The organism is Variovorax sp. P1_H2 (genome assembly GCF_056405295.1).
Genome location: NZ_JBFUCJ010000037.1, coordinates 35,627 through 55,986 on the forward strand (window position 1 = coordinate 35,627; position 20,360 = coordinate 55,986).

The 20,360-nt window shown below is 66.9% G+C and carries 17 protein-coding genes, 1 other RNA gene and 1 pseudogene; 13 read left to right on the top strand and 6 right to left on the bottom strand.

Annotated elements, in window-relative coordinates; translation table 11 throughout:
• Positions 1-32: 32 nt before the first annotated feature.
• The 6 genes from AC1D2E_RS15140 to gyrA form a co-directional block, all read right to left on the bottom strand.
• Complete coding sequence (locus AC1D2E_RS15140) at positions 33-2,027, bottom strand: bifunctional 3-phosphoshikimate 1-carboxyvinyltransferase/cytidylate kinase (protein WP_478198149.1); 1,995 nt, start codon at positions 2,025-2,027, stop codon at positions 33-35.
• A 2-nt stretch (positions 2,028-2,029) separates the two neighbouring features.
• Entirely contained in the window at positions 2,030-2,908 is an 879-nt protein-coding gene (locus tag AC1D2E_RS15145) for a prephenate dehydrogenase (protein ID WP_478198150.1), read from the bottom strand.
• A gap of 95 nt (positions 2,909-3,003) precedes the next feature.
• Complete coding sequence (gene pheA / locus AC1D2E_RS15150; protein WP_478172231.1) at positions 3,004-4,122, bottom strand: prephenate dehydratase; 1,119 nt, start codon at positions 4,120-4,122, stop codon at positions 3,004-3,006.
• A gap of 21 nt (positions 4,123-4,143) precedes the next feature.
• Entirely contained in the window at positions 4,144-5,211 is a 1,068-nt protein-coding gene (gene serC, locus AC1D2E_RS15155) for a 3-phosphoserine/phosphohydroxythreonine transaminase (RefSeq protein ID WP_478198161.1), read from the bottom strand.
• A 50-nt stretch (positions 5,212-5,261) separates the two neighbouring features.
• Positions 5,262-5,840, bottom strand: a complete 579-nt coding sequence (locus AC1D2E_RS15160; RefSeq protein ID WP_478198151.1) for a DUF2059 domain-containing protein — start codon at positions 5,838-5,840, stop codon at positions 5,262-5,264.
• The gene (gene gyrA / locus AC1D2E_RS15165) at positions 5,833-8,484 is read right to left on the bottom strand and encodes a DNA gyrase subunit A (protein ID WP_478198152.1); all 2,652 of its coding nucleotides are present in this window, start codon (positions 8,482-8,484) and stop codon (positions 5,833-5,835) included. The genes AC1D2E_RS15160 and gyrA overlap by 8 nt, the downstream gene beginning before the upstream one ends.
• 225 nt (positions 8,485-8,709) lie before the next feature.
• Between gyrA and ompA the strand changes: the two genes are divergently transcribed.
• The 13 genes and pseudogenes from ompA to AC1D2E_RS15230 form a co-directional block, all read left to right on the top strand.
• Positions 8,710-9,354, top strand: coding sequence for an outer membrane protein OmpA (gene ompA, locus AC1D2E_RS15170; RefSeq protein ID WP_478198153.1), 645 nt, complete (start codon positions 8,710-8,712; stop codon positions 9,352-9,354).
• 97 nt (positions 9,355-9,451) lie between these two features.
• Positions 9,452-10,171, top strand: a complete 720-nt coding sequence (ubiG, locus tag AC1D2E_RS15175) for a bifunctional 2-polyprenyl-6-hydroxyphenol methylase/3-demethylubiquinol 3-O-methyltransferase UbiG (protein WP_478198154.1) — start codon at positions 9,452-9,454, stop codon at positions 10,169-10,171.
• On the top strand, positions 10,168-10,836 hold the full coding sequence (gene gph / locus AC1D2E_RS15180) for a phosphoglycolate phosphatase (protein ID WP_478198155.1): 669 nt from the start codon (positions 10,168-10,170) through the stop codon (positions 10,834-10,836). Before ubiG ends, gph begins: the two co-directional genes overlap by 4 nt.
• 12 nt (positions 10,837-10,848) lie before the next feature.
• Positions 10,849-11,236, top strand: a transfer-messenger RNA (tmRNA) gene (gene ssrA / locus AC1D2E_RS15185).
• A gap of 93 nt (positions 11,237-11,329) precedes the next feature.
• Positions 11,330-13,147: a gamma-glutamyltransferase gene (ggt, locus tag AC1D2E_RS15190; protein WP_478198156.1), complete on the top strand. Its 1,818-nt coding sequence runs from the start codon at positions 11,330-11,332 to the stop codon at positions 13,145-13,147.
• On the top strand, positions 13,147-13,905 hold the full coding sequence (locus tag AC1D2E_RS15195; protein ID WP_478198157.1) for a pseudouridine synthase: 759 nt from the start codon (positions 13,147-13,149) through the stop codon (positions 13,903-13,905). Before ggt ends, AC1D2E_RS15195 begins: the two co-directional genes overlap by 1 nt.
• Positions 13,906-13,953: 48 nt before the next feature.
• Entirely contained in the window at positions 13,954-14,925 is a 972-nt protein-coding gene (locus AC1D2E_RS15200) for a YncE family protein (protein WP_478198162.1), read from the top strand.
• Positions 14,912-15,709 carry a polysaccharide deacetylase family protein gene (locus AC1D2E_RS15205; RefSeq protein WP_478198158.1) on the top strand — a complete coding sequence of 266 codons (798 nt, stop codon included), beginning with the start codon at positions 14,912-14,914 and terminating at the stop codon, positions 15,707-15,709. The genes AC1D2E_RS15200 and AC1D2E_RS15205 overlap by 14 nt, the downstream gene beginning before the upstream one ends.
• A gap of 31 nt (positions 15,710-15,740) precedes the next feature.
• Entirely contained in the window at positions 15,741-16,712 is a 972-nt protein-coding gene (locus AC1D2E_RS15210) for a sterol desaturase family protein (RefSeq protein WP_478172239.1), read from the top strand.
• Positions 16,713-16,751: 39 nt separating this feature from the next.
• Positions 16,752-17,624: an EI24 domain-containing protein gene (locus AC1D2E_RS15215; protein WP_478198159.1), complete on the top strand. Its 873-nt coding sequence runs from the start codon at positions 16,752-16,754 to the stop codon at positions 17,622-17,624.
• On the top strand, positions 17,621-18,421 hold the full coding sequence (locus AC1D2E_RS15220; RefSeq protein WP_478198160.1) for a competence/damage-inducible protein A: 801 nt from the start codon (positions 17,621-17,623) through the stop codon (positions 18,419-18,421). The genes AC1D2E_RS15215 and AC1D2E_RS15220 overlap by 4 nt, the downstream gene beginning before the upstream one ends.
• A 147-nt stretch (positions 18,422-18,568) precedes the next feature.
• A complete protein-coding gene (gene glnA, locus AC1D2E_RS15225) occupies positions 18,569-19,984 on the top strand; it encodes a type I glutamate--ammonia ligase (protein WP_478115119.1) in 1,416 nt (471 codons plus the stop codon).
• Between the two features lie 174 nt (positions 19,985-20,158).
• Positions 20,159-20,360: pseudogene (locus AC1D2E_RS15230) on the top strand (hypothetical protein); the annotation flags it as partial.

Below are 20,360 nucleotides of genomic sequence, written 5' to 3' on the forward strand. Positions count from 1 at the left end.
GCGGCGGGGGCCTTGCTGGACCGAAACACCGTTCAAGCGGACTCGAACGGCTGTACTTCCTGCCACCAGGCAAGCACTTGCGCGACCGATTGCTCGATCGTCTGGTGCGAGTTGTCCAGGAGGCGGGCATCAGGCGCCGGCTTGAGCGGCGCGACGCTGCGGGACGCGTCCCGGAGGTCACGCGCTTCCAGGTCGGCGCGAAGACTGTCGATTGTAGTTGAAATTCCCTTTGAAATCAACTGCTTATGGCGCCGTTCGGCGCGGTGGGCGGCGCTGGCCGTGAGGTAGACCTTGAGCTCGGCGTCCGGGAAGATCACGGTGCCCATGTCGCGGCCGTCGGCCACCAGGCCGGGCAGGCGCCGGAAGCTGCGCTGCAGCGCCAGCAGGGCGGCACGCACTGCTGGCAGGGCCGACACCCGAGAGGCATCCATCCCGGCGGCCTCGGTCCGGATGGCCTCGCTCACGTCCTCGCCGGCCAGCAGCACCTTGCCCTCGCTGAAGGCGACCGGCAGGGCACTCGCGAGTTCCGCGATCCGCGCCTCGTGCCCGGCTTCGGCGTCGAGCCCGGCGCGTCGCATCGCCAGCCCGGTCACGCGGTAGAGCGTGCCCGAATCCAGGTAGTGGTAGCCCAGCCGCCGAGCCACTTCGACGGTCAGGGTGCCCTTGCCGGAGGCGGTCGGGCCGTCGATGCAGATCACCGGCACTTCGGCAGCCTCGGCGACCGAGAACAGGGTTTCGAAGTAGTCGGGGAAGGTCTTGGCGACGCAGTGCGGTTCGAGGATGCGCACCTCGACGCCGGCCGGATTGAAGGCCGCGAGCGAGAAGCACATCGCCACCCGGTGGTCGTCGTAGGTCTTGATGCTGGCCGGTCGCCAGCCGGCCGCCGCCAGCGGATGGACGCGGATGAAGTCCGGGCCGTCCTCGACCGTGGCCCCGAGCTTGCGCAGCTCGGCGGCCATGGCGTCGATGCGGTCGGTTTCCTTCACGCGCCAGCTGGCGATGTTGCGCAGCGTGCTCGGGCCGTCGGCATAGAGCGCCATCACGGCCAGCGTCATGGCGGCATCGGGAATGTGGTTGGCGTCGATGTCAATCGCCTTGAGCGGCCAGGCGCCGCGTGCGATCGCCAGCCAGTTGGCGCCGCTGTCGACGCGCGCGCCCATCTGCCGGGCGGCGTCGATGAAGCGGATGTCGCCCTGGATCGAATCGGCGCCGACGCCTTCGATGCGGATGCCCGAGCCCTTGGCGATGGCCCCGAGCGCGATGAAGTAGCTGGCCGACGAGGCATCGGCTTCGACGTGGATGTCGCCCGGCGATCGATACCGGCTGCCGGCTGGAATGGTGAATCGCTGCCAGCCCTCGCGTTCGACCGCGATGCCGAAGCGCGCCAAGAGATTCAGCGTGATCTCGATGTAGGGCTTGGAGATCAGCTCGCCGACGACCTCGATCACGATGTTGCGCCGTGCTGCCAGCGGCAGCGCCAGCAGCAGCGCTGTCAGGAACTGGCTCGAGACGTCGCCGCGCACGCGGATCGGGGCGTCGAGCTGCAGCGCGTCGAACGCCACCGGATGAATCTGCAGCGGCGGGTAGCCCGGGTTGCCGAGGTAGTCGACGCGGCAGCCGAGCTGGGTCAGGGCGTCGACCAGGTCGCCGATCGGCCGTTCGTGCATGCGCGGCACGCCGCGCAGCGCGAACTCGCCGCCCAGCAGGGCCAGGGCGGCGGTCAGCGGCCGCATCGCGGTACCGGCATTGCCGAGGAACAAGGACGCCGTGGGGGTCTTCAGCTTGCCGCCGAGGCCTTCGATGCGCAGGATGTCGCCCGCGCGCTCGATGACGCAACCGAGCGCGGCCAGCGCGTCGAGCATGACCCGCGTGTCGTCGGAATCGAGCAGGTCATGCACGGTCGTCGTGCCGCTGGCCATTGCCGCCAGCAGCAGCACGCGGTTGGAGATGCTCTTGGAGCCCGGCAGGCGAACCGTGCCGGCGGCACTCGAAAGCGCCGGTATGTCGAGAAAGGGGGTAGAGAACATCGTCAGTCGGGAGAGGCGGCAACGCCGGGTTGCCACTGCGAGCGAACCCCGCTCGCGGCCGCGATCGCGTCCTCGAGCGCTTGCGCATTGCCCGCGCGCACCAGCGCCTCGAGGTGCGCCAGGGCCTCGCGGAAGCCCTGGGCCTGGAGCAGAACCTGGTCGCGGTTGGCCAGCAGGACGTCGCGCCACATGGTCGGGTCGCTGGCCGCGATGCGCGTGAAATCGCGAAAGCCCGGGCCGGCCAGTTCGAGGAAGCGCCCGCCCTGCGGGTGCGCGGCCATGGCATTGATGAAGGCGAAAGCCAGCAGGTGCGGCAGGTGGCTGACGGCCGCGAAGGCGCTGTCATGGGCCTCCGGCGTCATCGTCACCACCTTGGCGCCGATCGCGGTCCAGACCTTCGAGGCCCGCTGGACGTTGGAGCGCAAGGTGGCCTTGATCGGCGTCAGCACCACCTGGCGTCCGGTGTAGAGGTCGGCGTCGGCGTGCTCCACGCCCGCCACTTCCTTGCCCGCGATCGGATGCGCGGGCACGAAGGCGCCGATCTGGTCCTGCAGGCCGCGCCGCGCGGCCTCGATGACGTCGCCCTTGGTCGAGCCGACATCCATCACCAGCATCTGGTCGTTGATGCCGTGGCGGATGGCCTTGAAGGTCTGCTCGGACGCGCCGACCGGCACCGCGATCAGCACCAGTTCGGCACCCGACATCGCCAGCAGCGCCGAGGGCGCCGCGACGTCGATCACGCCGAGTTGCCGGGCGCGCTCGGTGGTGGACGGCGACTTGCTGTAGCCGACCACCCGCTTCACCAGCTTCGCGCGCTTGAGCGCCAGCGCGAACGAGCCGCCCATCAGGCCGCAGCCGATCAGTCCCAACTGTTCGATCATCGTCCCGTGGCCTCAGTGCCCGCCCGGCCGCCCAAAGGGCACTGAGCCCCCCCACGGGGGGCAGCGATACGCGAAGCGATGAGCATGGGGGMTTTTCATGCGGTGATCGGATAGGCGCCGAGGACCTTGTAGAACGCGCACAGCTTGCGCAGTTCGACGAGCGCGGCGGCAACGTTGGGCTGCGACGGATGGCCGTCGAGGTCGATGTAGAAGTAGTACTCCCACTGGCCGGTGCGTGCCGGCCGCGATTCGAAGCGGGTCATCGAGACGTTGTTGGCCTTGAGCGGCACCAGCAGGTCGTGCACCGCCCCGGGCTGGTTCGGCACCGACACCACCAGGCTGGTGCAGTCGCGGCCGGTCGCCGGCGGCATCGCCAGCGTCTGCGGCAGGCAGATGATGGCGAAACGGGTGCGGTTGTAGGAGTCGTCCTGGATCGCGTGGGCCACGATATGCAGCCCGAAGCGGGTGGCTGCGCGTTCGCTCGCCAATGCCGCCCAGGCCGGATTGCCGGCCGCCAGCCGGGCGCCTTCGGCGTTGCTGGAGACGGCGCGCCGTTCGGCATTCGGCAGGTGCTTGGCGAGCCAGGTCTGGCACTGCGCCAGCGCCTGCGGATGCGCCAGCACGGCCTCGATGCCCTCGAGCGAATTGCTCGAGCGCAACAGGTGATGCCGCACCAGCAGGCTGACCTCGCCGACCACGTGGGTCGGCGAATGCAGGAACAGGTCGAGCGAGCGCGTGACCACGCCTTCGGTGGAATTCTCGACGCCGACCACGCCGTACTGGGCGCTGCCGGCGGCGGTGGCATGGAAGACCTCGTCGAAGCTGGCGCAATAGACCAGGTCGGCGGCGCCGCCGAAATACTCGACCGCGGCCTGCTCGCAGAAGGTCCCTTCGGGGCCGAGCACGGCCACGCGCTGCGGCGATTCGAGCGCCAGGCAGGCCGACATGATCTCGCGCCAGATGGCGGCCACGTGAAGGGGCTTCAGCGGGCCGCCGTTGCTCTGCTGCATCTTCTCGATCACCTGGGCGACGCGATCGGGCCGGAAGAAGGGCGTGCCCTCGCGCTTCTTGACCTCGCCGACCCGCTCGGCAACACGGGCGCGCCGGTTCAGGAGGTCGAGAAGCTGCTGGTCCAGCGAGTCGATCTGTACGCGCAGATCGGCCAGGCTGGGGGAGGAATCGGGGGCGGAAGGTGGTGGTGCTGAGGCGGTCATTCGGGTCGGGAGCGCGTGCCTCTACGCACGCGACCGCTCGAATTCTCGCATGTAGCCCACCAGCGCCCGAACGCCGGCCATCGGCATGGCGTTGTAGATGCTCGCGCGCATCCCGCCGACCGACTTGTGGCCCTTGAGCTGCAGCAGCCCGGCCGCGCGGGCACCGGCCAGGAAGGCTTCGTTGCGGCTCTCGTCGGCGAGGAAGAAGGGGACGTTCATGCGCGAGCGGCAGCCGGGGTCGACCTTGTTGGCGTAGAAGTCCGAGCCGTCGATGAAGTCGTACAGCAGCCGTGCCTTGGCGACGTTGCGCGCCTCCATGGCGGCGACGCCCTTGAGATCGCCTTCGGTCTGCTGCGCGAGCCACTGGAAGGTCAGCCCGGCGATGTAGATGCCCCAGGTCGGGGGCGTGTTGTACATCGACTGGTTGTCCGCGACGGTCTTGTAGTTGAAGGCGCTCGGGCAGATCTCGAGCGCATGGCCGAGCAGGTCGTCGCGCACGATCACGATCGTCAGGCCCGCCGGGCCAAGGTTCTTCTGGGCCCCGCCGAAGGCCAGGCCCACGCGCGACCAGTCGACCGGCCGCGAGGCCACGTGCGAGGAAAAGTCGATCACCAGCGGCGCCTTGCTGCCGAGTGCGGCGAGGTCGGGCAACTGCTGGAATTCGATGCCGTTGATGGTCTCGTTGGTGCAGACGTGGACGTACGACGCGTCCGGGGAGAGCTGCCAGCCGGCCGGGTCCGGCAGCCGGGTGTGCCCGTCTGCCGCGTTGCTCGCGACCACCCGGGCCTCGCAGTAGCGCTGGGCTTCCTTCTGCGACTTGATGCTCCAGCTGCCCGTGAGGACGAAGTCGGCGCGGGTCCCGCGCGACAGGTTCATCGGCACGATCGCGTTCTCGCCGAGCCCGCCGCCCTGCATGAACAGGATGTGGAACTGCGACGGCACCGCGAGCAGGCTGCGGATGTCGGCCTCCGCCTGCGTGCAGATCGCGCCGAACTCCTTGCCGCGATGGCTCATCTCCATCACGCCCATGCCGCTGCCGTGCCAGTCCAGCATCTCGGAGGCGGCGCGCTGCAGCACCGCTTCCGGCATTGCGGCCGGACCGGCGGAAAAGTTGTACGGGCGCGGACCCGCGCGCTGCGTCACTTCTTGGCGGGCGCCTTGGCCGGCGCTGCCTTGGCTGCTCCACCCGCGTTGGTCGGTGCGCCCAGCGCCTTGGCGACACTGGCGTCCAGCGCGACCATCTTCGGCTCGATCGTGGCGCGGGTTTCAGCCACCAGCTTCTCGGTCAGCGCGGTCTGCAGCTTGGGATTGATCTCCTGGTACTTCTTGCTCAGCGGCGAGCTGATCCAGGCCAGCAGCTGGCGCATCTCTTCCTCGCTGAAGGTCTGCTCCATGATCGGCGACAGGGCGGCCGGTGCCAGCTGCACGGCCTTGTCGCGCACGATCGGGTAGGCCTCGTCAAAGTACCTCTTGAGCTCGACATCGGCGGCCTTGGCGGCGGCCTCGCGCTTTTCGGCCGGCACCTGCGTCTGCAGGTACTGAGAACCGGCCTGGGCGATCGGGGCGCTCGACTGCTCGACCAGCCCGCGCGCCAGCGACTCCACGCCGGGGCGCTGCAGCTCGACGAACTGCTTGATCATGGCCGCCTTGTCCTGGGCCATGGCCAGCGAGCTGCCGGCGAGCGCGGCCGTCACGAGCGCGAGTTTGAATTTATTCACTGGGGTTCTCCGTTGAAGATGAGGTGGAAGGATCGTCGGCGCCGGGTTCATTCTCGATATTCGCGTCATTCTCGACGATGCGCTGCAGCCCGCTGAGCTTGGCGCCTTCGTCGAGTCCGATCAGAGTGACGCCTTGCGTGGCGCGCCCCAGTTCGCGGATTTCGGAGACTCGGGTGCGCACGAGGACACCCTTGTCGGTGATGAGCATGATCTCGTCGTCGGCATGCACGAGAGTCGCTGCCACCACCTTGCCGTTACGTTCACTCTGTTGAATAGCGATCATGCCCTTGGTTCCCCGGCCATGTCGCGTGTACTCGGTAATGCTTGTTCGCTTTCCGTAACCGTTTTCGGTCGCGGTCAGCACGCTCTGCTGTTCGTCCTCGGCCACCAGCATGGCGATCACGCCCTGGCTGTCCTCGAGCGTCATGCCGCGCACGCCGCGGGCGTTGCGGCCCATCGGGCGAACGTCGTTCTCGTCGAAGCGCACCGCCTTGCCGCCGTCGGAGAACAGCATCACGTCGTGCGCGCCGTCGGTCAGCGCGGCACCGATCAGGTAGTCGCCCGGATCGAGGTCGACCGCGATGATGCCGGCCTTGCGCGGGTTGCTGAATTCGTCGAGCGCGGTCTTCTTGACCGTGCCCATCGAGGTCGCCATGAAGACGTACTGGTTGGCCGGGAAGGTGCGCTTTTCGCCGGTGAGCGCCAGCACGACGTTGATCTTCTCGCCTTCCTGGAGCGGGAACATGTTGACGATCGGCCGGCCACGCGAGCCGCGCGAACCCGCCGGCACTTCCCACACCTTGAGCCAGTAGAGCCGGCCGCGGTTCGAGAAGCACAGGATGTAGTCGTGCGTGTTGGCGATGAAGAGCTGGTCGATCCAGTCGTCTTCCTTGGTCGCCGTGGCTTGCTTGCCGCGGCCGCCGCGCTTCTGCGCCCGGTACTCGCCCAGCGGCTGGCTCTTGATGTAGCCGCTGTGGGAGAGGGTCACGACCATGTCGGTGGGCGTGATCAGGTCCTCGGTCGAGAGATCGAAGGCGCTGTGCTCGACCAGGCTGCGGCGCACGCCGAGCTTGCTCTGGCCGAACTCCTGCTTGATGGCCGTGAGCTCGTCGCCGATGATCACCGAGACCCGTTCCGGCTTGGCCAGGATGTCGAGCAGGTCGTCGATCTCGGCCATCACGTCCTTGTATTCGGCCACGATCTTGTCCTGCTCGAGGCCGGTCAGGCGCTGCAGGCGCATCTGCAGGATTTCCTGGGCCTGCGTGTCCGACAGCTTGTAGAGGCCGTCGGCGTGCATGCCGTACTCGCGCTCCAGGCCGTCCGGGCGGTAGTCGTCGGCGTTGATCACGCCGCCGTCGGCGCGCGTGCGGGTCAGCATCTCGCGCACCAGCTTGCTGTCCCAGGCGCGGCTCATGAGCTCGGCCTTGGCGACCGGCGGCGTCGGCGCATTGCGGATGATCGCGATGAACTCGTCGATGTTCGCCAGCGCCACCGCGAGGCCCTCGAGCACATGGCCGCGCTCGCGCGCCTTGCGCAGCGTGAACACGGTGCGGCGCGTCACCACTTCGCGGCGGTGCTGCAGGAAGACCTCGATCAGATCCTTCAGGTTGCACAGCTTCGGCTGGCCGTCGACCAGCGCGACCATGTTGATGCCGAAGGTGTCCTGCAGCTGGGTCTGCTTGTAGAGGTTGTTGAGCACCACTTCGGGCACTTCGCCGCGCTTGAGCTCGATCACCAGCCGCATGCCCGACTTGTCGGACTCGTCCTGGATGTGGCTGATGCCCTCGATCTTCTTCTCGTGCACCAGCTCGGCCATGCGCTCCTGCAGCGTCTTCTTGTTGACCTGGTAGGGCAGTTCGTCGACGATGATCGCCTGCCGCTGGCCGCGGTCGATGTCCTCGAAGTGGCACTTGGCGCGCATCACGACCTTGCCGCGGCCGGTCCGGTAGCCGTCCTTGATGCCGTTGATGCCGTAGATGATCCCGGCGGTGGGGAAGTCGGGCGCCGGCACGATCTCCATCAGGTCGTCGATGCCGGCATCCGGATGACGCAGCAGGTGCAGGCAGGCATCGACCACTTCATTCAAATTGTGCGGCGGGATATTGGTCGCCATGCCCACCGCGATACCGCCGGCGCCATTGACCAGCAGATTCGGTAGTTTGCTCGGCAATACCAGCGGCTCTTTTTCGGAGCCGTCGTAATTGGGACCGAAATCGACAGTTTCCTTGTCGATATCGGCCAGCATTTCGTGCGCAATTTTGGCCAGCCGGATCTCGGTATAGCGCATCGCCGCCGCCATATCGCCGTCGACCGAGCCGAAATTGCCTTGCCCGTCAACCAGCATGTGGCGCATCGAGAAGTTCTGCGCCATCCGGACGATGGTGTCGTAGACCGACTGGTCGCCGTGCGGGTGGTACTTGCCGATGACGTCGCCGACGATACGGGCCGACTTCTTGTACGGCCGGTTCCAGTCGTTGTTGAGTTCGTGCATCGCGAAAAGTACCCGCCGATGCACCGGTTTGAGGCCGTCCCGGGCATCGGGCAGGGCCCGGCCGACGATCACGCTCATGGCGTAATCCAGGTAGCTGCGGCGCATTTCCTCTTCGAGGCTGATGGGGAGTGTTTCTTTGGCGAACGAGGTCATGGGCGGCAGGCAGACGGCAAGGGAGGCGAAATTTTACGCTGAGGAGGGTGTCGCACCGCCGCAACACAAGGCCGGTATTCCGCCTCCGTCCGGCGTTTCAGAGGGGGCCGGCGGGCTGTTTGCCAAAGACCCTATGGCACAATCGCCTCAACGTTTTGGGTGGTGGTCACTTAAAGCGTCCTTGATTCGCAGCGCGGCTGCGGCTTTTTCCCCAAGAGGAGAACCATGAAGAAACTGAATAAAGTGGCGATGATGTTTGCAGTCGCTGCGCTCGCCACTGCCGCCGGCGCGCAGACCCGTGTCACCGCTGCGAATGGTGGCCCGGCCATCGACAACTGGCAAAACGGCACCGGCGAACTGGTCTGGAAGAACGGCACCAACGAACTGTGCTGGCGCGATGCCAACTGGACGCCCGCAACGGCTGCTGCTGGTTGCGACGGTGCGCTCGTTCCCGCACCGCCGCCTGTGGCTGCTGCTCCCAAACCGGCTCCGGTTCCCCCGGCAGTCGCTGCTTCGAAGGTTACCTTCGCTGCTGACGCATTCTTCGACTTCGACAAGTACGTCCTGAAGCCCGAAGGCCGCGCCAAGCTGGACGACCTGGTCTCGAAGATCAAGGACGTGAACCTCGAGGTGATCATCGCTGTCGGCCATACCGACTGGATCGGTACCGTGGCGTACAACCAGAAGCTGTCGGTCCGCCGCGCTGAAGCCGTCAAGGCCTATCTGGTCTCGAAGGGCATCGAAAAGAACCGCGTGTACACCGAAGGCAAGGGCAAGAGCCAGCCGATCGCTGACAACCGCACTGCCGAAGGCCGCGCCAAGAACCGCCGCGTGGAAATCGAAGTGGTCGGTACCCGCCCCAACAAGTGATTCGCAAGAATCGCTGAAGAGAACCCCGCCTCGGCGGGGTTTTTTTATGCCCGCTCCAGCACCGGCATTTCAATTCGTGCCGTTTCATAATCGCTCCATGACCGAACCCGTGAATGCCGATCCGGCAGAGCTCGCCAAATTCTCCGAACTTGCGCACCGCTGGTGGGACTTCGAAAGCGAATTCCGACCGCTGCACGAAATTAATCCGCTGCGCCTCGACTGGATCGACGGGATTGCCCCGATTGCCGGTCGCAGGGTGCTCGATGTCGGCTGCGGCGGCGGAATCCTGGCCGACTCGATGGCGCGCAAGGGCGCCGAGGTCCTCGGCATCGACCTGGCCGACAAGGCGCTCAAGGTGGCGCAGCTGCATGCGCTCGAGGCCGGTACGCGCGGCGTCAAGTACCGCTCGGTCAGCGCCGAGGCGCTGGCGGCCGAGYAGCCCGGCAGCTTCGATGTCGTGACCTGCATGGAGATGCTCGAACACGTGCCCGATCCGGCTTCGGTCGTCAAGGCCTGCGCTGATCTGGCCAAGCCCGGCGGCTGGGTCTTCTTCTCGACCATCAACCGCAACCTGAAGGCGTTCATGCTGGCGATCGTCGGTGCCGAATACGTGCTCGGCATGCTGCCGCGCGGCACGCACGAGTACCAGAAGCTGATCCGCCCGAGCGAGCTGGCCGCCTATTGCCGCGCCGCCGGGCTCGACCTGCGCCACACCCGCGGCCTGGAGCACAACCCGCTGACGCGGCGCTACTGGCTCAGCGGCGACACCAGCGTCAACTACATGTTCGCGACCCAGAAGCCGGCAGGCGCCCTGTGAGGACGGACCGCACCGAAGCCGTCCTGTTCGACCTCGACGGCACCCTGATCGACAGCGCCCCCGACCTGGGGGCCGCGGCCGACCAGATGCGGACCGAGCGTGGCCTGCCTTCGCTGCCGCTCGAACGCTATCGCCCGATGGCGGGGGCCGGCGCCCGGGGCATGCTGGGCGTGGCTTTCGGCATCACGCCGGAGGCGCCCGAGTTTCCGGTACTGCGTGAGGAGTTCTTCGTCAAGTACGAGTCGCGGATGCTGCTCAACACGCAGGTCTTCGACGGCGTGGCCGAACTGGTGAAGGCGCTGAACGCCTCCGGGCTGCGGTGGGGCGTCGTCACCAACAAGTCCGAACGCTTCACCCTGCCGCTGACGCGCGCGATGGCCCTGTTCGAGAGCGCGCGAGCGATCGTCAGCGGCGACACCACTCCCCACGCCAAGCCGCATCCGGAGCCGCTGTTCGAAGCCGCGCGCCGGCTGGGCGTGGCCCCGGTGCATTGCGTCTATGTCGGGGATGACGAACGCGACATGCTGGCCGGCCGGGCCGCCGGCATGCGGACGGTGGCGGCCACCTATGGCTACATGGGCGAACACGCGGAAGTGGCCCGCTGGGATGCCGACGCGGCCATCGCATCACCCATGGAGCTCTTGAAGTTATTGAAACAGGCCTAAAATGCAGCGCTTGGGGCTGCACTGGTTTCGACGTGGGTTCGGAATCGCAGCGGGGCATGTCGAGCTGAATGCGCTCGTAAAACAGATTCAAACAAACTAACTGCAAACGACGAACGTTTCGCACTCGCCGCTTAATTGCCGGTGAGCTTTGCAACAGCAGGCCGATGGGCTGGGCAAGGGGGCGCTAGAGCAATCTGACGCCTCCCGGCTGCAAAGATAATCTACATGGGCTGGCCCTGATCCGGGTACCTTGGGTCGGGGCGAGAAAATAGGGTGCTGGCGGCCGGTGTAGCGTGCGACTGCGCGACACCGGTGGCGAGACTCAAATCAGACCGCTAAACATGTAGATCTGCGCGAAGAAGGCTTACGGACGGGGGTTCAAATCCCCCCAGCTCCACCACTCAAGAAGGCGGCGCCGATGCGTTTTGCATCGGCGCCGCTTCTGCGATCCAATCCCCTCCACGGCAACCCCCGGTCCCGTGCAAAGAGGCCCATGGATTCATCGACGACGACACTGACGAGCCACAGCGACGTGCCTGCGCACGCTTCGCCTTCCTTCCCGAGCGCCGCCCGCCAGCAGATCGATTGCCGCTGGACGAAGGCGCGGCGCCTCGGTATCGCCGCGGTATTCGCGTGGGCTGGCGCCTTTGCGCAGGCCGCCTCCCAGGCCCCGGTCGCGGCCGAGAACGGCATGGTGGTGAGCGCGCAGCACCTGGCGACGCAGGCGGGCGTCAACGTGCTCAGGCGCGGCGGCAACGCGATCGATGCCGCGGTGGCGGTGGGTTACGCGCTGGCGGTGGTCTATCCGGCGGCCGGGAATCTCGGCGGCGGCGGCTTCATGACGGTGCAGTTGGCCGATGGCCGCAAGACCTTCCTCGATTTCCGCGAGAAGGCGCCGCTGGCGGCGAGGCCCGGGATGTACCTCGACAAGGACGGCAAGGTCATCGAGGGGCTGAGCACCCGCGGCCACCTGGCGGTCGGCGTCCCGGGCACGGTCGCCGGCCTGGAGCGGGCACGCGAACAGTACGGCACCATGAAGCGAGGCGCACTGCTGGCGCCGTCGATCGCACTGGCCGAGCGCGGTTTCGTGCTGCAGCAGGGCGACATCGACATGCTGGCGGTGGGCGCTGCCGATTTCGGCAGCGATCCGGCGTCGGCCGCGATCTTCCTGAACAAGGGCGAGCCGTTCGCGGTCGGCCAGAAGCTGGTCCAGAAAGACCTCGCGAAGACCTTGAAGGCGATCAGCCGCCAGGGGGCTGACGGCTTCTACAAGGGGCCGGTGGGCGCCGCGATCGTGGCGTCGAGCCAGGCCGGGGGCGGGCTCATCACGCAGGCCGACCTCGATCAGTACAAGGCGCGCGAGCTGCTTCCGATCGAATGCAGCTACCGGGGCTATCGCGTGATCTCGGCGCCGCCGCCCAGTTCGGGTGGGGTCGTGCTTTGCGAGATGCTGAACATCCTCGAGGGCTACCCGCTCAAGGAACTGGGCTTCCGATCGGCCCAGGGCGTGCACTACCAGATCGAGGCCATGCGCCATGCCTACGTCGACCGCAACAGCACCCTGGGCGACCCGGAGTTCGTGAAGAACCCCGTGGAGCGACTGATCGACAAGCGCTATGCCGAAAAAATCCGCGGCGCCATCGATCCGGCGCGCGCCGGTGTCTCGGAGGACATCAAGACCGGGGTCGCGCCGCACGAAGGCAGCAACACCACGCACTATTCGATCCTCGACCAGTGGGGCAACGCGGTGTCGGTGACCTACACGCTGAACGACTGGTTCGGCGCCAAGGTCACGGCGGCGGGGACCGGCGTGCTGCTCAACAACGAGATGGACGATTTCACTTCGAAGGCGGGCGAGCCCAACATGTACGGGCTGGTCCAGGGCGAGGCCAACGCGATCGCCCCGGGCAAGCGGCCCTTGAGCTCGATGAGCCCGACCATCGTCGCCAAGGACGGTCGTCCGGTGCTGGTGGTCGGCACGCCGGGCGGCAGCCGCATCATCACGACGGTGCTCCACAGCATCCTGAACCTGGTCGACTACGGCATGGACGTGCAGGAGGCGGTGGACGCGCCGCGCTTCCACCAGCAGTGGCTGCCGGACCTGACCAACGTCGAGCCCTTCGCGCTGTCCCCGGACACCCGCAAGATCCTGGTCGGCATGGGCCACAAGCTCGGCGAGGCGCAGCCCGCCAACCACCTGGCGGCAATCCTCGTCGGCGCGCCTTCGCTGGGCGGCAGGCCGGTGGGCGGCAATCGTTTCTATGGCGCCAACGACCCGCGCCGCAACACGGGCCTCGCGCTCGGCTACTGATGCATATCGAAGAAATTCTCTACAGCCAGGGTTTCGGCACCCGGCGCGTCTGCGCGGGGCTGGTCCAGCAGGGGTTCGTCACGGTCGACGGCGCCGTGGTGAGCGATCCGGGCGAGGACTTCGTCACCGAGGGGCTGCACTTCACCGTCCGGGGCACGGACTGGGCGTACCACGAGAAGGCCTACCTGATGCTGCACAAGCCGGCCGGCACCGAGTGCTCGCAGAAGCCCTCGACCTACCCGAGCATCTACACGCTGCTGCCGTCACCACTGCGACTGCGTCCGAACAAGGGCGCGGTCCAGGGCGTGCAGGCCATCGGGCGGCTCGACCAGGACACCACCGGCCTGTTGCTCCTGACCGACGACGGCCAGTTCATCCACCGGATGGGGTCGCCGAAACACCATGTGCCGAAGGTCTACGAAGTGACGACCAAGCATCCGGTCGATCCGGCCCAGGTCGCCCGCCTGTTGGCCGGCGTGGTGCTGGACGACGATCCGAAGCCGGTACGGGCCGCGGCCTGCGAGCTGGCCGCTCCGCAGCACCTGAGCCTGACCCTGACCGAAGGCAAGTACCACCAGGTCAAGCGCATGCTGGCGGCCGTGGGCAACCGGGTCGAGGCGCTGCACCGCTCGCGCATCGGTGCCCTGACGCTGGCGGCCGACCTGGCACCCGGCCAGTGGCGCTGGCTGCGTGCCGAGGAGGTCGAAGGGCTGCGAACTGCGCGCGCCGGTCAGCCAATGGTCGGCGTGGACCGTTAAGATCGGAAATCTTCGTCCGGAATCTCTCCCTTGCGCTCCATTTCTTCCCTGACGGGCCGTCTCGCGGCCTTTTTGTTTGTTTGCGCGTCGCTTTCGGCCCATGCCGCCGAGCCGCCCCCGGTCTTCGTGCTCAACTCCCTGGATGCCACCGTGAGCGTGATCGAGCCCACGGGCTGGACCGAGAAGACGCGCATAGCGACCGGCAAGGAGCCGCACCACCTGTACCTCTCGCCCGACGAGCACTCGTTGATCGTCGCCAATTCGGCCGGCGACTCGCTGACTTTCCTGGACCCCCGAACGGCCGAAGTGCAGCGCGTGGTCTACGGGATCATCGACCCCTACCACCTGCGCTTCTCGCCGGACATGAAGTGGTTCGTCACGGCCGGGAACCGCCTGAACCACGTCGACTTGTATCGCTGGGACGGCAAGGAACCCAAGCTGGTCAAGCGCATCCCGACCGGCAAGACGCCCAGCCATATCTGGATCGACGGCAAGAGCACCACGGCCTACGTCACGATGCAGGACAGCGATGAGCTGATCGCGGTCGACCTGGCGACACAGACGATCCGCTGGCGCACCACCACCGGCCCGATGCCGGCCGACATCTTCGGCATCCACGACGGCAAGACGCTGCTGGTCGGCCTGACCGGCAGCGATGGGGTGCAGGTCTTCGACGTCGCGGGCGCCCAGCCGAAGCTGGTCGGCAAGATCTCAACCGGCAAGGGTGCGCATGCCTTCCGCGCGGCCGGTGACGGCGGCCGCAGCGTCTTCGTGAGCAACCGGGTGGCCAACACGATCAGCCGCATCGACCTGGGGACGCTGCAGGTCATGGAGACCTACCCGGTGCCGGGCGGTCCCGACTGCATGGACGTCTCGGCCGACGGCAAGACGCTCTACGTCACATCGCGCTGGGCCAAGAAGCTCAGTGTGGTCGACCTCGCGAGCCGCAAGGTGGTGCGTCAGGTCAATGTCGGCCGCTCGCCGCATGGCGTCTGGACGCTCGACCATGCGAAGTCCTAGGCTGGCCGCCGCCGGCCTGCTGCTCGCGGCCGGTGCCGCGGTGTCCGGCAGCGCCCTGGCCCAGGCCTGCACCAAACCCGTCTACCTCACCTTCGACACCGGCCACATGGRCATCGCGCCACTGGTGGCCGAGGTCCTCAAGCGGCAGGATGTGCGCGTGACCTTCTTCGGTGCCGCGGAGCGCACGCAGACCGACGGCGACAGCCTCGACACCCAGTGGGCGCCGTGGTGGAAGGCGAGGGCGGCCGAGGGCCACGAATTCGCCTCCCACACCTACGACCACGCCTACTGGCGCGGCGACGTCAAGGGTATCGAGCCGCGCTTTCGCATTCGCCCCACGGCCGGTGCCTTCGCCGGCCGCGAATTCACCTGGGACGCGGTGCAATACTGCGCCAACATCGCCAAGGCGTCCGACCGGCTGCAGCATGTCACCGGCAAGAAGCCGCTGCCGCTGTTCCGGGCGCCGGGCGGCAAGACCTCGCCGCGGCTGCTGGCGGTGGCCAAGGGCTGCGGCTATGCGCACGTGGCCTGGGCGCCGGCCGGCTTCCTGGGCGACGAACTGCCGAGCGAGAAGTTCAGCAACGAACTGCTGCTTGCGCAGGCCCTCGACAAGATCCAGCCCGGCGACATCCTGCTGGCGCACCTTGGCATCTGGTCGCGCAAGGACCCCTGGGCGCCGGCCGACCTGGAGCCGCTGATCGTCGGCCTCAAGGCCAAGGGTTTCTGCTTCCAGACGCTGCGCCAGCATCCGGCATACCGCGACTGGATTGCGGCACATCCTTGAAACCCCGGTCGTCCTTGCGGATCGCACGTTGATGGATTGGTTCACCGATCATTTCGCGGCCGTGCAGCAGTGGCTGTTCGAGACCGTCATCCAGCCGCTGGTCTACGCCATCGGCTTCGGCGGCTGGGTCGAGGACGCCTTCGATGCCACCGGCTGGCTGCTGGTCGGCCTGATCCAGATCGCGCTGCTGGTCGCGGTGATCGGCCCGCTGCAGCGCTGGCGGCCGGTCGAGCCGGTGGTCGACCGGCGCGCGATCCGCATCGACATCCTCTACACGCTGATCCACCGGCTGGGCCTGTTCCGGCTGGCGATCTTCTTCGCCGTGCAGCCGGTGTTCGACGATCTGCTGGGCATGGCGCGCGCGGCCGGCTGGGGCAGCATGCACCTGGACGAACTCTGGCCGGGCGTGACCGACGTGCCCTGGGTTGCGTTTGCGATCTACCTGGTGGTGCTGGATGGGGTGGAGTACCTGATCCACCGCGGCCAGCACCGTTTCCGCTGGTGGTGGGCGCTGCATTCGCTGCACCACTCGCAGCGCCAGATGACGATGTGGAGCGACGACCGTAATCACCTGCTCGACGACCTGATCCACGACGCGATCATCGTCGTCGTGGCGCAGCTGATCGGCGTCGCGCCGGGGCAGTTCATCGCCATCGTCGCTTTCACGCAGCTCAGCCAGAGCCTGCAGCATGCCAACCTGCGCCTCGGCTTCGGTGCCCTCGGCGAGCGCCTGTGGATCAGCCCGCGCTTCCACCGCGTGCACCATTCGATCGGCATCGGCCATGAGTCCGGGGGGCCGAAGACGCTCGGCGGCCACAACTTCGGCGTGCTGCTGCCTTGGTGGGACATGCTCTTGCGGACCGTCAACTTCGAGGATCGCTACGACGCCACCGGCATCCGCGACCAGGTCGAGCCCGACGCCAAGGGCCGGGTGCGCGACTACGGACGCGGCTTCTGGGCCCAGCAATGGCTCGGGCTCCGGCGCCTGTTCGGCAGGGATTGAGGGCGCCGCGTCACGCGCTGGCGTTATCCTCGGCACCCGATGCGTCTTCTCCTCGATTCCTTCTGGCGGTCGGTCGCCTATTGCCTGCACCCGCGGGTGATCGTGCTGTCGCTGCTGCCGCTGGGCCTGATGGTCGCGCTGGCGGCGGTGTTCGGCTATTTCTACTGGGACGCCGCGGTCGCCTGGACCCGCGAGTCGCTCGATGCCTGGCCCTTGCTGGCCAGCTTCTGGAGCTGGATCGGGCGCTTCTTCTCGGGCGACGTGGCGTCCGCGCTGGCGCCGCTGGTGGTGGTCTTCGCTGCCACGCCGCTGATCGTGGTGGTGTCGCTGCTGGTCGTGGCCGGCATCATGGCGCCGGCGCTGACGCGGCTGGTGGCCGAGCGGCGCTTCGTCAGCCTGGAACAGAAGAAGGGCGCCTCCTTCTTCGGCAGCATGGCCCGTTCGATCGGCTTGACCGTGCTGGCGCTGCTGGCGCTGGTGGTGTCGATGCCGCTGTGGCTGATTCCGCCGCTGGTCCTCATCCTTCCGCCGCTGATCTGGGGCTGGCTGACTTACCGCGTGATGAGTTTCGATGCCCTGGCCGAGCATGCCAGCCCCGAGGAGCGCGATACCTTGCTGCGCGTCCACCGGCTGCCGCTGCTCGGCATCGGCGTGCTCTGCGGCTACCTCGGCGCCGCTCCCAGCATCGTCTGGGCCTCGGGTCTGCTGTTCGCCGCCGCCTTCTTCGTGCTGGCGCCGCTGGCGATCTGGATCTACACGCTGGTGTTCGCCTTCTCGGCATTGTGGTTCGCCCACTACTGCCTCGACGCCCTGGCGCAATTGCGGGCACAGCGCGCAGCGGCGGCCCTCTCGACTTCCACCCCCGGGCTGGCCGATGCCAGCGCAGCCGCCAGCCAATGGAGTGCCCCATGAGTCGTTCTTTCGGTCTGATCGTCGTCGGCGACGAAATCCTGTCGGGCAAGCGCATCGACAAGCACATGCCCAAGGTCATCGAGCTGCTCGCCGCGCGCGGGCTCGAACTGGGCTGGGCCGAGTACGTGGGCGACGTGCCGGCGCGCATCACGGCGGCGCTGGGCCGCGCCTTCGCCTCGGGCGACATCGTGTTCTCCACCGGCGGCATCGGCGCCACGCCCGACGACCACACGCGCCAATGCGCGGCCGCGGCACTGGGCGTGCCGCTGGCACTGCACCCCGAGGCCGAGGCGCTGATCCGCGAGCGCATGCAGGACACGGCGCGCGAGCAGGGCACGGTCTACGCGCCGGACCGCCCGGACAACATCCACCGCCTCAACATGGGCGTGTTTCCGCTCGGCGCGAAGATCATCCCCAACACCTACAACAAGATCCCCGGCTTCAGCGTCGGCGACGTGCACTTCGTGCCGGGCTTCCCGGTGATGGCCTGGCCGATGATCGAGTCGGTGCTCGACAGTCGCTATGCCGGCTTGTTCGCGCGCGGTCGCGCCGGCGAGAAATCGGTGATCGTCTATGGCGCCATGGAGGCCACGCTGACGCCGCTCATGCAGGCCGTCGAGCGGGATCATCCGGGCATCAAGGTGTTCAGTCTCCCGAGCGTCGACCACCCGCAGCACGGGCGCCACATCGAACTCGGCGTCAAGGGCGACGCCAGCCGGGTCGAGGCGGCCTACGCCCAGTTGCTGGCAGGCCTGCACGGCTTTGAAGCACGCCTTGGCCCCGAAATGGTGCGTTGAAATTGCGCGCACCAAACTGGTTACAAATTGCCTTGTTTTGGGTGATGCCCAGCCTGCCGACGCGCTGTCCGCGGCGGTGACAATGGGCATAGAAACTGCATTCCGAATCCCGTACTTCCAACCACTGTCCATACCAAGGAGAACCTGATGGCCAAGACCGTCGCCGACGTACTCAAACTCGTGAAGGAAAACGAGGTCAAGTTCGTCGATTTCCGCTTCACCGACACCCGCGGCAAAGAACAGCACGTGACCGTGCCTGTGTCTGCGTTCGATGAAGACAAGTTCACTTCGGGCCACGCTTTCGATGGCTCTTCGATCGCCGGTTGGAAGGGCATCGAAGCATCGGACATGCAGCTCATGCCCGATCCGAACACGGCCAACATCGACCCCTTCTTCGAAGAGACCACCCTGATCCTGACCTGCGACGTGGTCGACCCCTCGGACGGCAAGCCCTACGAGCGCGACCCGCGCTCGCTGGCCAAGCGCGCCGAGGCCTACATGAAGGCTTCGGGCCTGGGCGACACCGCCTTCTTCGGACCGGAACCCGAGTTCTTCGTGTTCGACGGCGTGCGCTGGTCCAACGACATGTCGGGCTGCTCGGTCAAGATCGAATCCGAAGAAGCCGCCTGGAACACCGGCAAGGAATTCGAGCACGGCAACACCGGCCACCGTCCGGCGGTCAAGGGCGGCTACTTCCCGGTGCCCCCGGTCGACAGCTTCCAGGACATGCGCTCCGAGATGTGCCTGGTGCTCGAATCGCTGGGCATCCCGGTCGAAGTGCATCACCACGAAGTGGCCAATGCCGGCCAGATGGAACTCGGCACCAAGTTCAGCACGCTGATCCAGCGCGCCGACTGGGTCCAGCTGCAAAAGTACGTGATCCACAACGTGGCCCACGCCTACGGCAAGACCGCCACCTTCATGCCGAAGCCGATCGTCGGCGACAACGGCTCCGGCATGCACGTGCACCAGTCGGTCTGGAAGGACGGCAAGAACCTGTTCGCCGGTGACGGCTACGCCGGCCTGAGCGACTTCGCGTTGCACTACATCGGCGGCATCATCAAGCACGCCCGCGCGCTGAACGCCATCACGAACCCCGGCACCAACAGCTACAAGCGCCTGGTGCCCGGCTTCGAAGCCCCGGTCAAGCTGGCCTACTCGGCCAAGAACCGCTCGGCCTCGATCCGCATCCCGTTCGTGGCCAACCCGAAGGGCCGCCGCGTCGAAGCCCGCTTCCCGGATCCGCTGATGAACCCGTACCTCGGCTTCGCGGCGCTGCTGATGGCCGGCCTCGACGGCGTCGAGAACAAGATCCACCCGGGCGAAGCCGCCAGCAAGGACCTGTACCACCTGCCGCCGGAAGAAGACGCGCTGATCCCGACCGTCTGCCACAGCCTCGACCAGGCGCTCGAGTACCTCGACAAGGACCGTGCCTTCCTGACCAAGGGCGGCGTGTTCACCGACGCGTACATCGATGCCTACATCGACCTCAAGATGCAGGAAGTCACGCGCTTCCGGATGGCCACCCATCCGGTCGAGTTCGATATGTACTATTCCTTGTGAGACCTTGCGGACAGACCAAGAAACTGCCCAGCAGTGAATGGAATCCGGGCTGGCGCCCGGAGCGTTAAAAAAGGACGGCTGCGGCCGTCCTTTTTGTTTGGTCGGGAACATCCGGGCCGGATCTGTTTCGAATTGCATGAAAATGCCGGTTTGCGGCGCACTACACCCAAGACCATGAAGACTTTCTCCGTTTTCCTGCTGACCGCCGTGGCGGCAGCCGGCGTGCCCTTGCAGGCCCAGGCGCAACAAGAGCGCGTCTGGCGCTGCGGCAACGAATACACCAACAACGCGACCGTCGCCCAGCAGCGCGGCTGCAAGGTGATGGAAGGCGGCAATCTGACCATCGTGCAGGGCACCCGGCCCGTCGCCTCGGCGG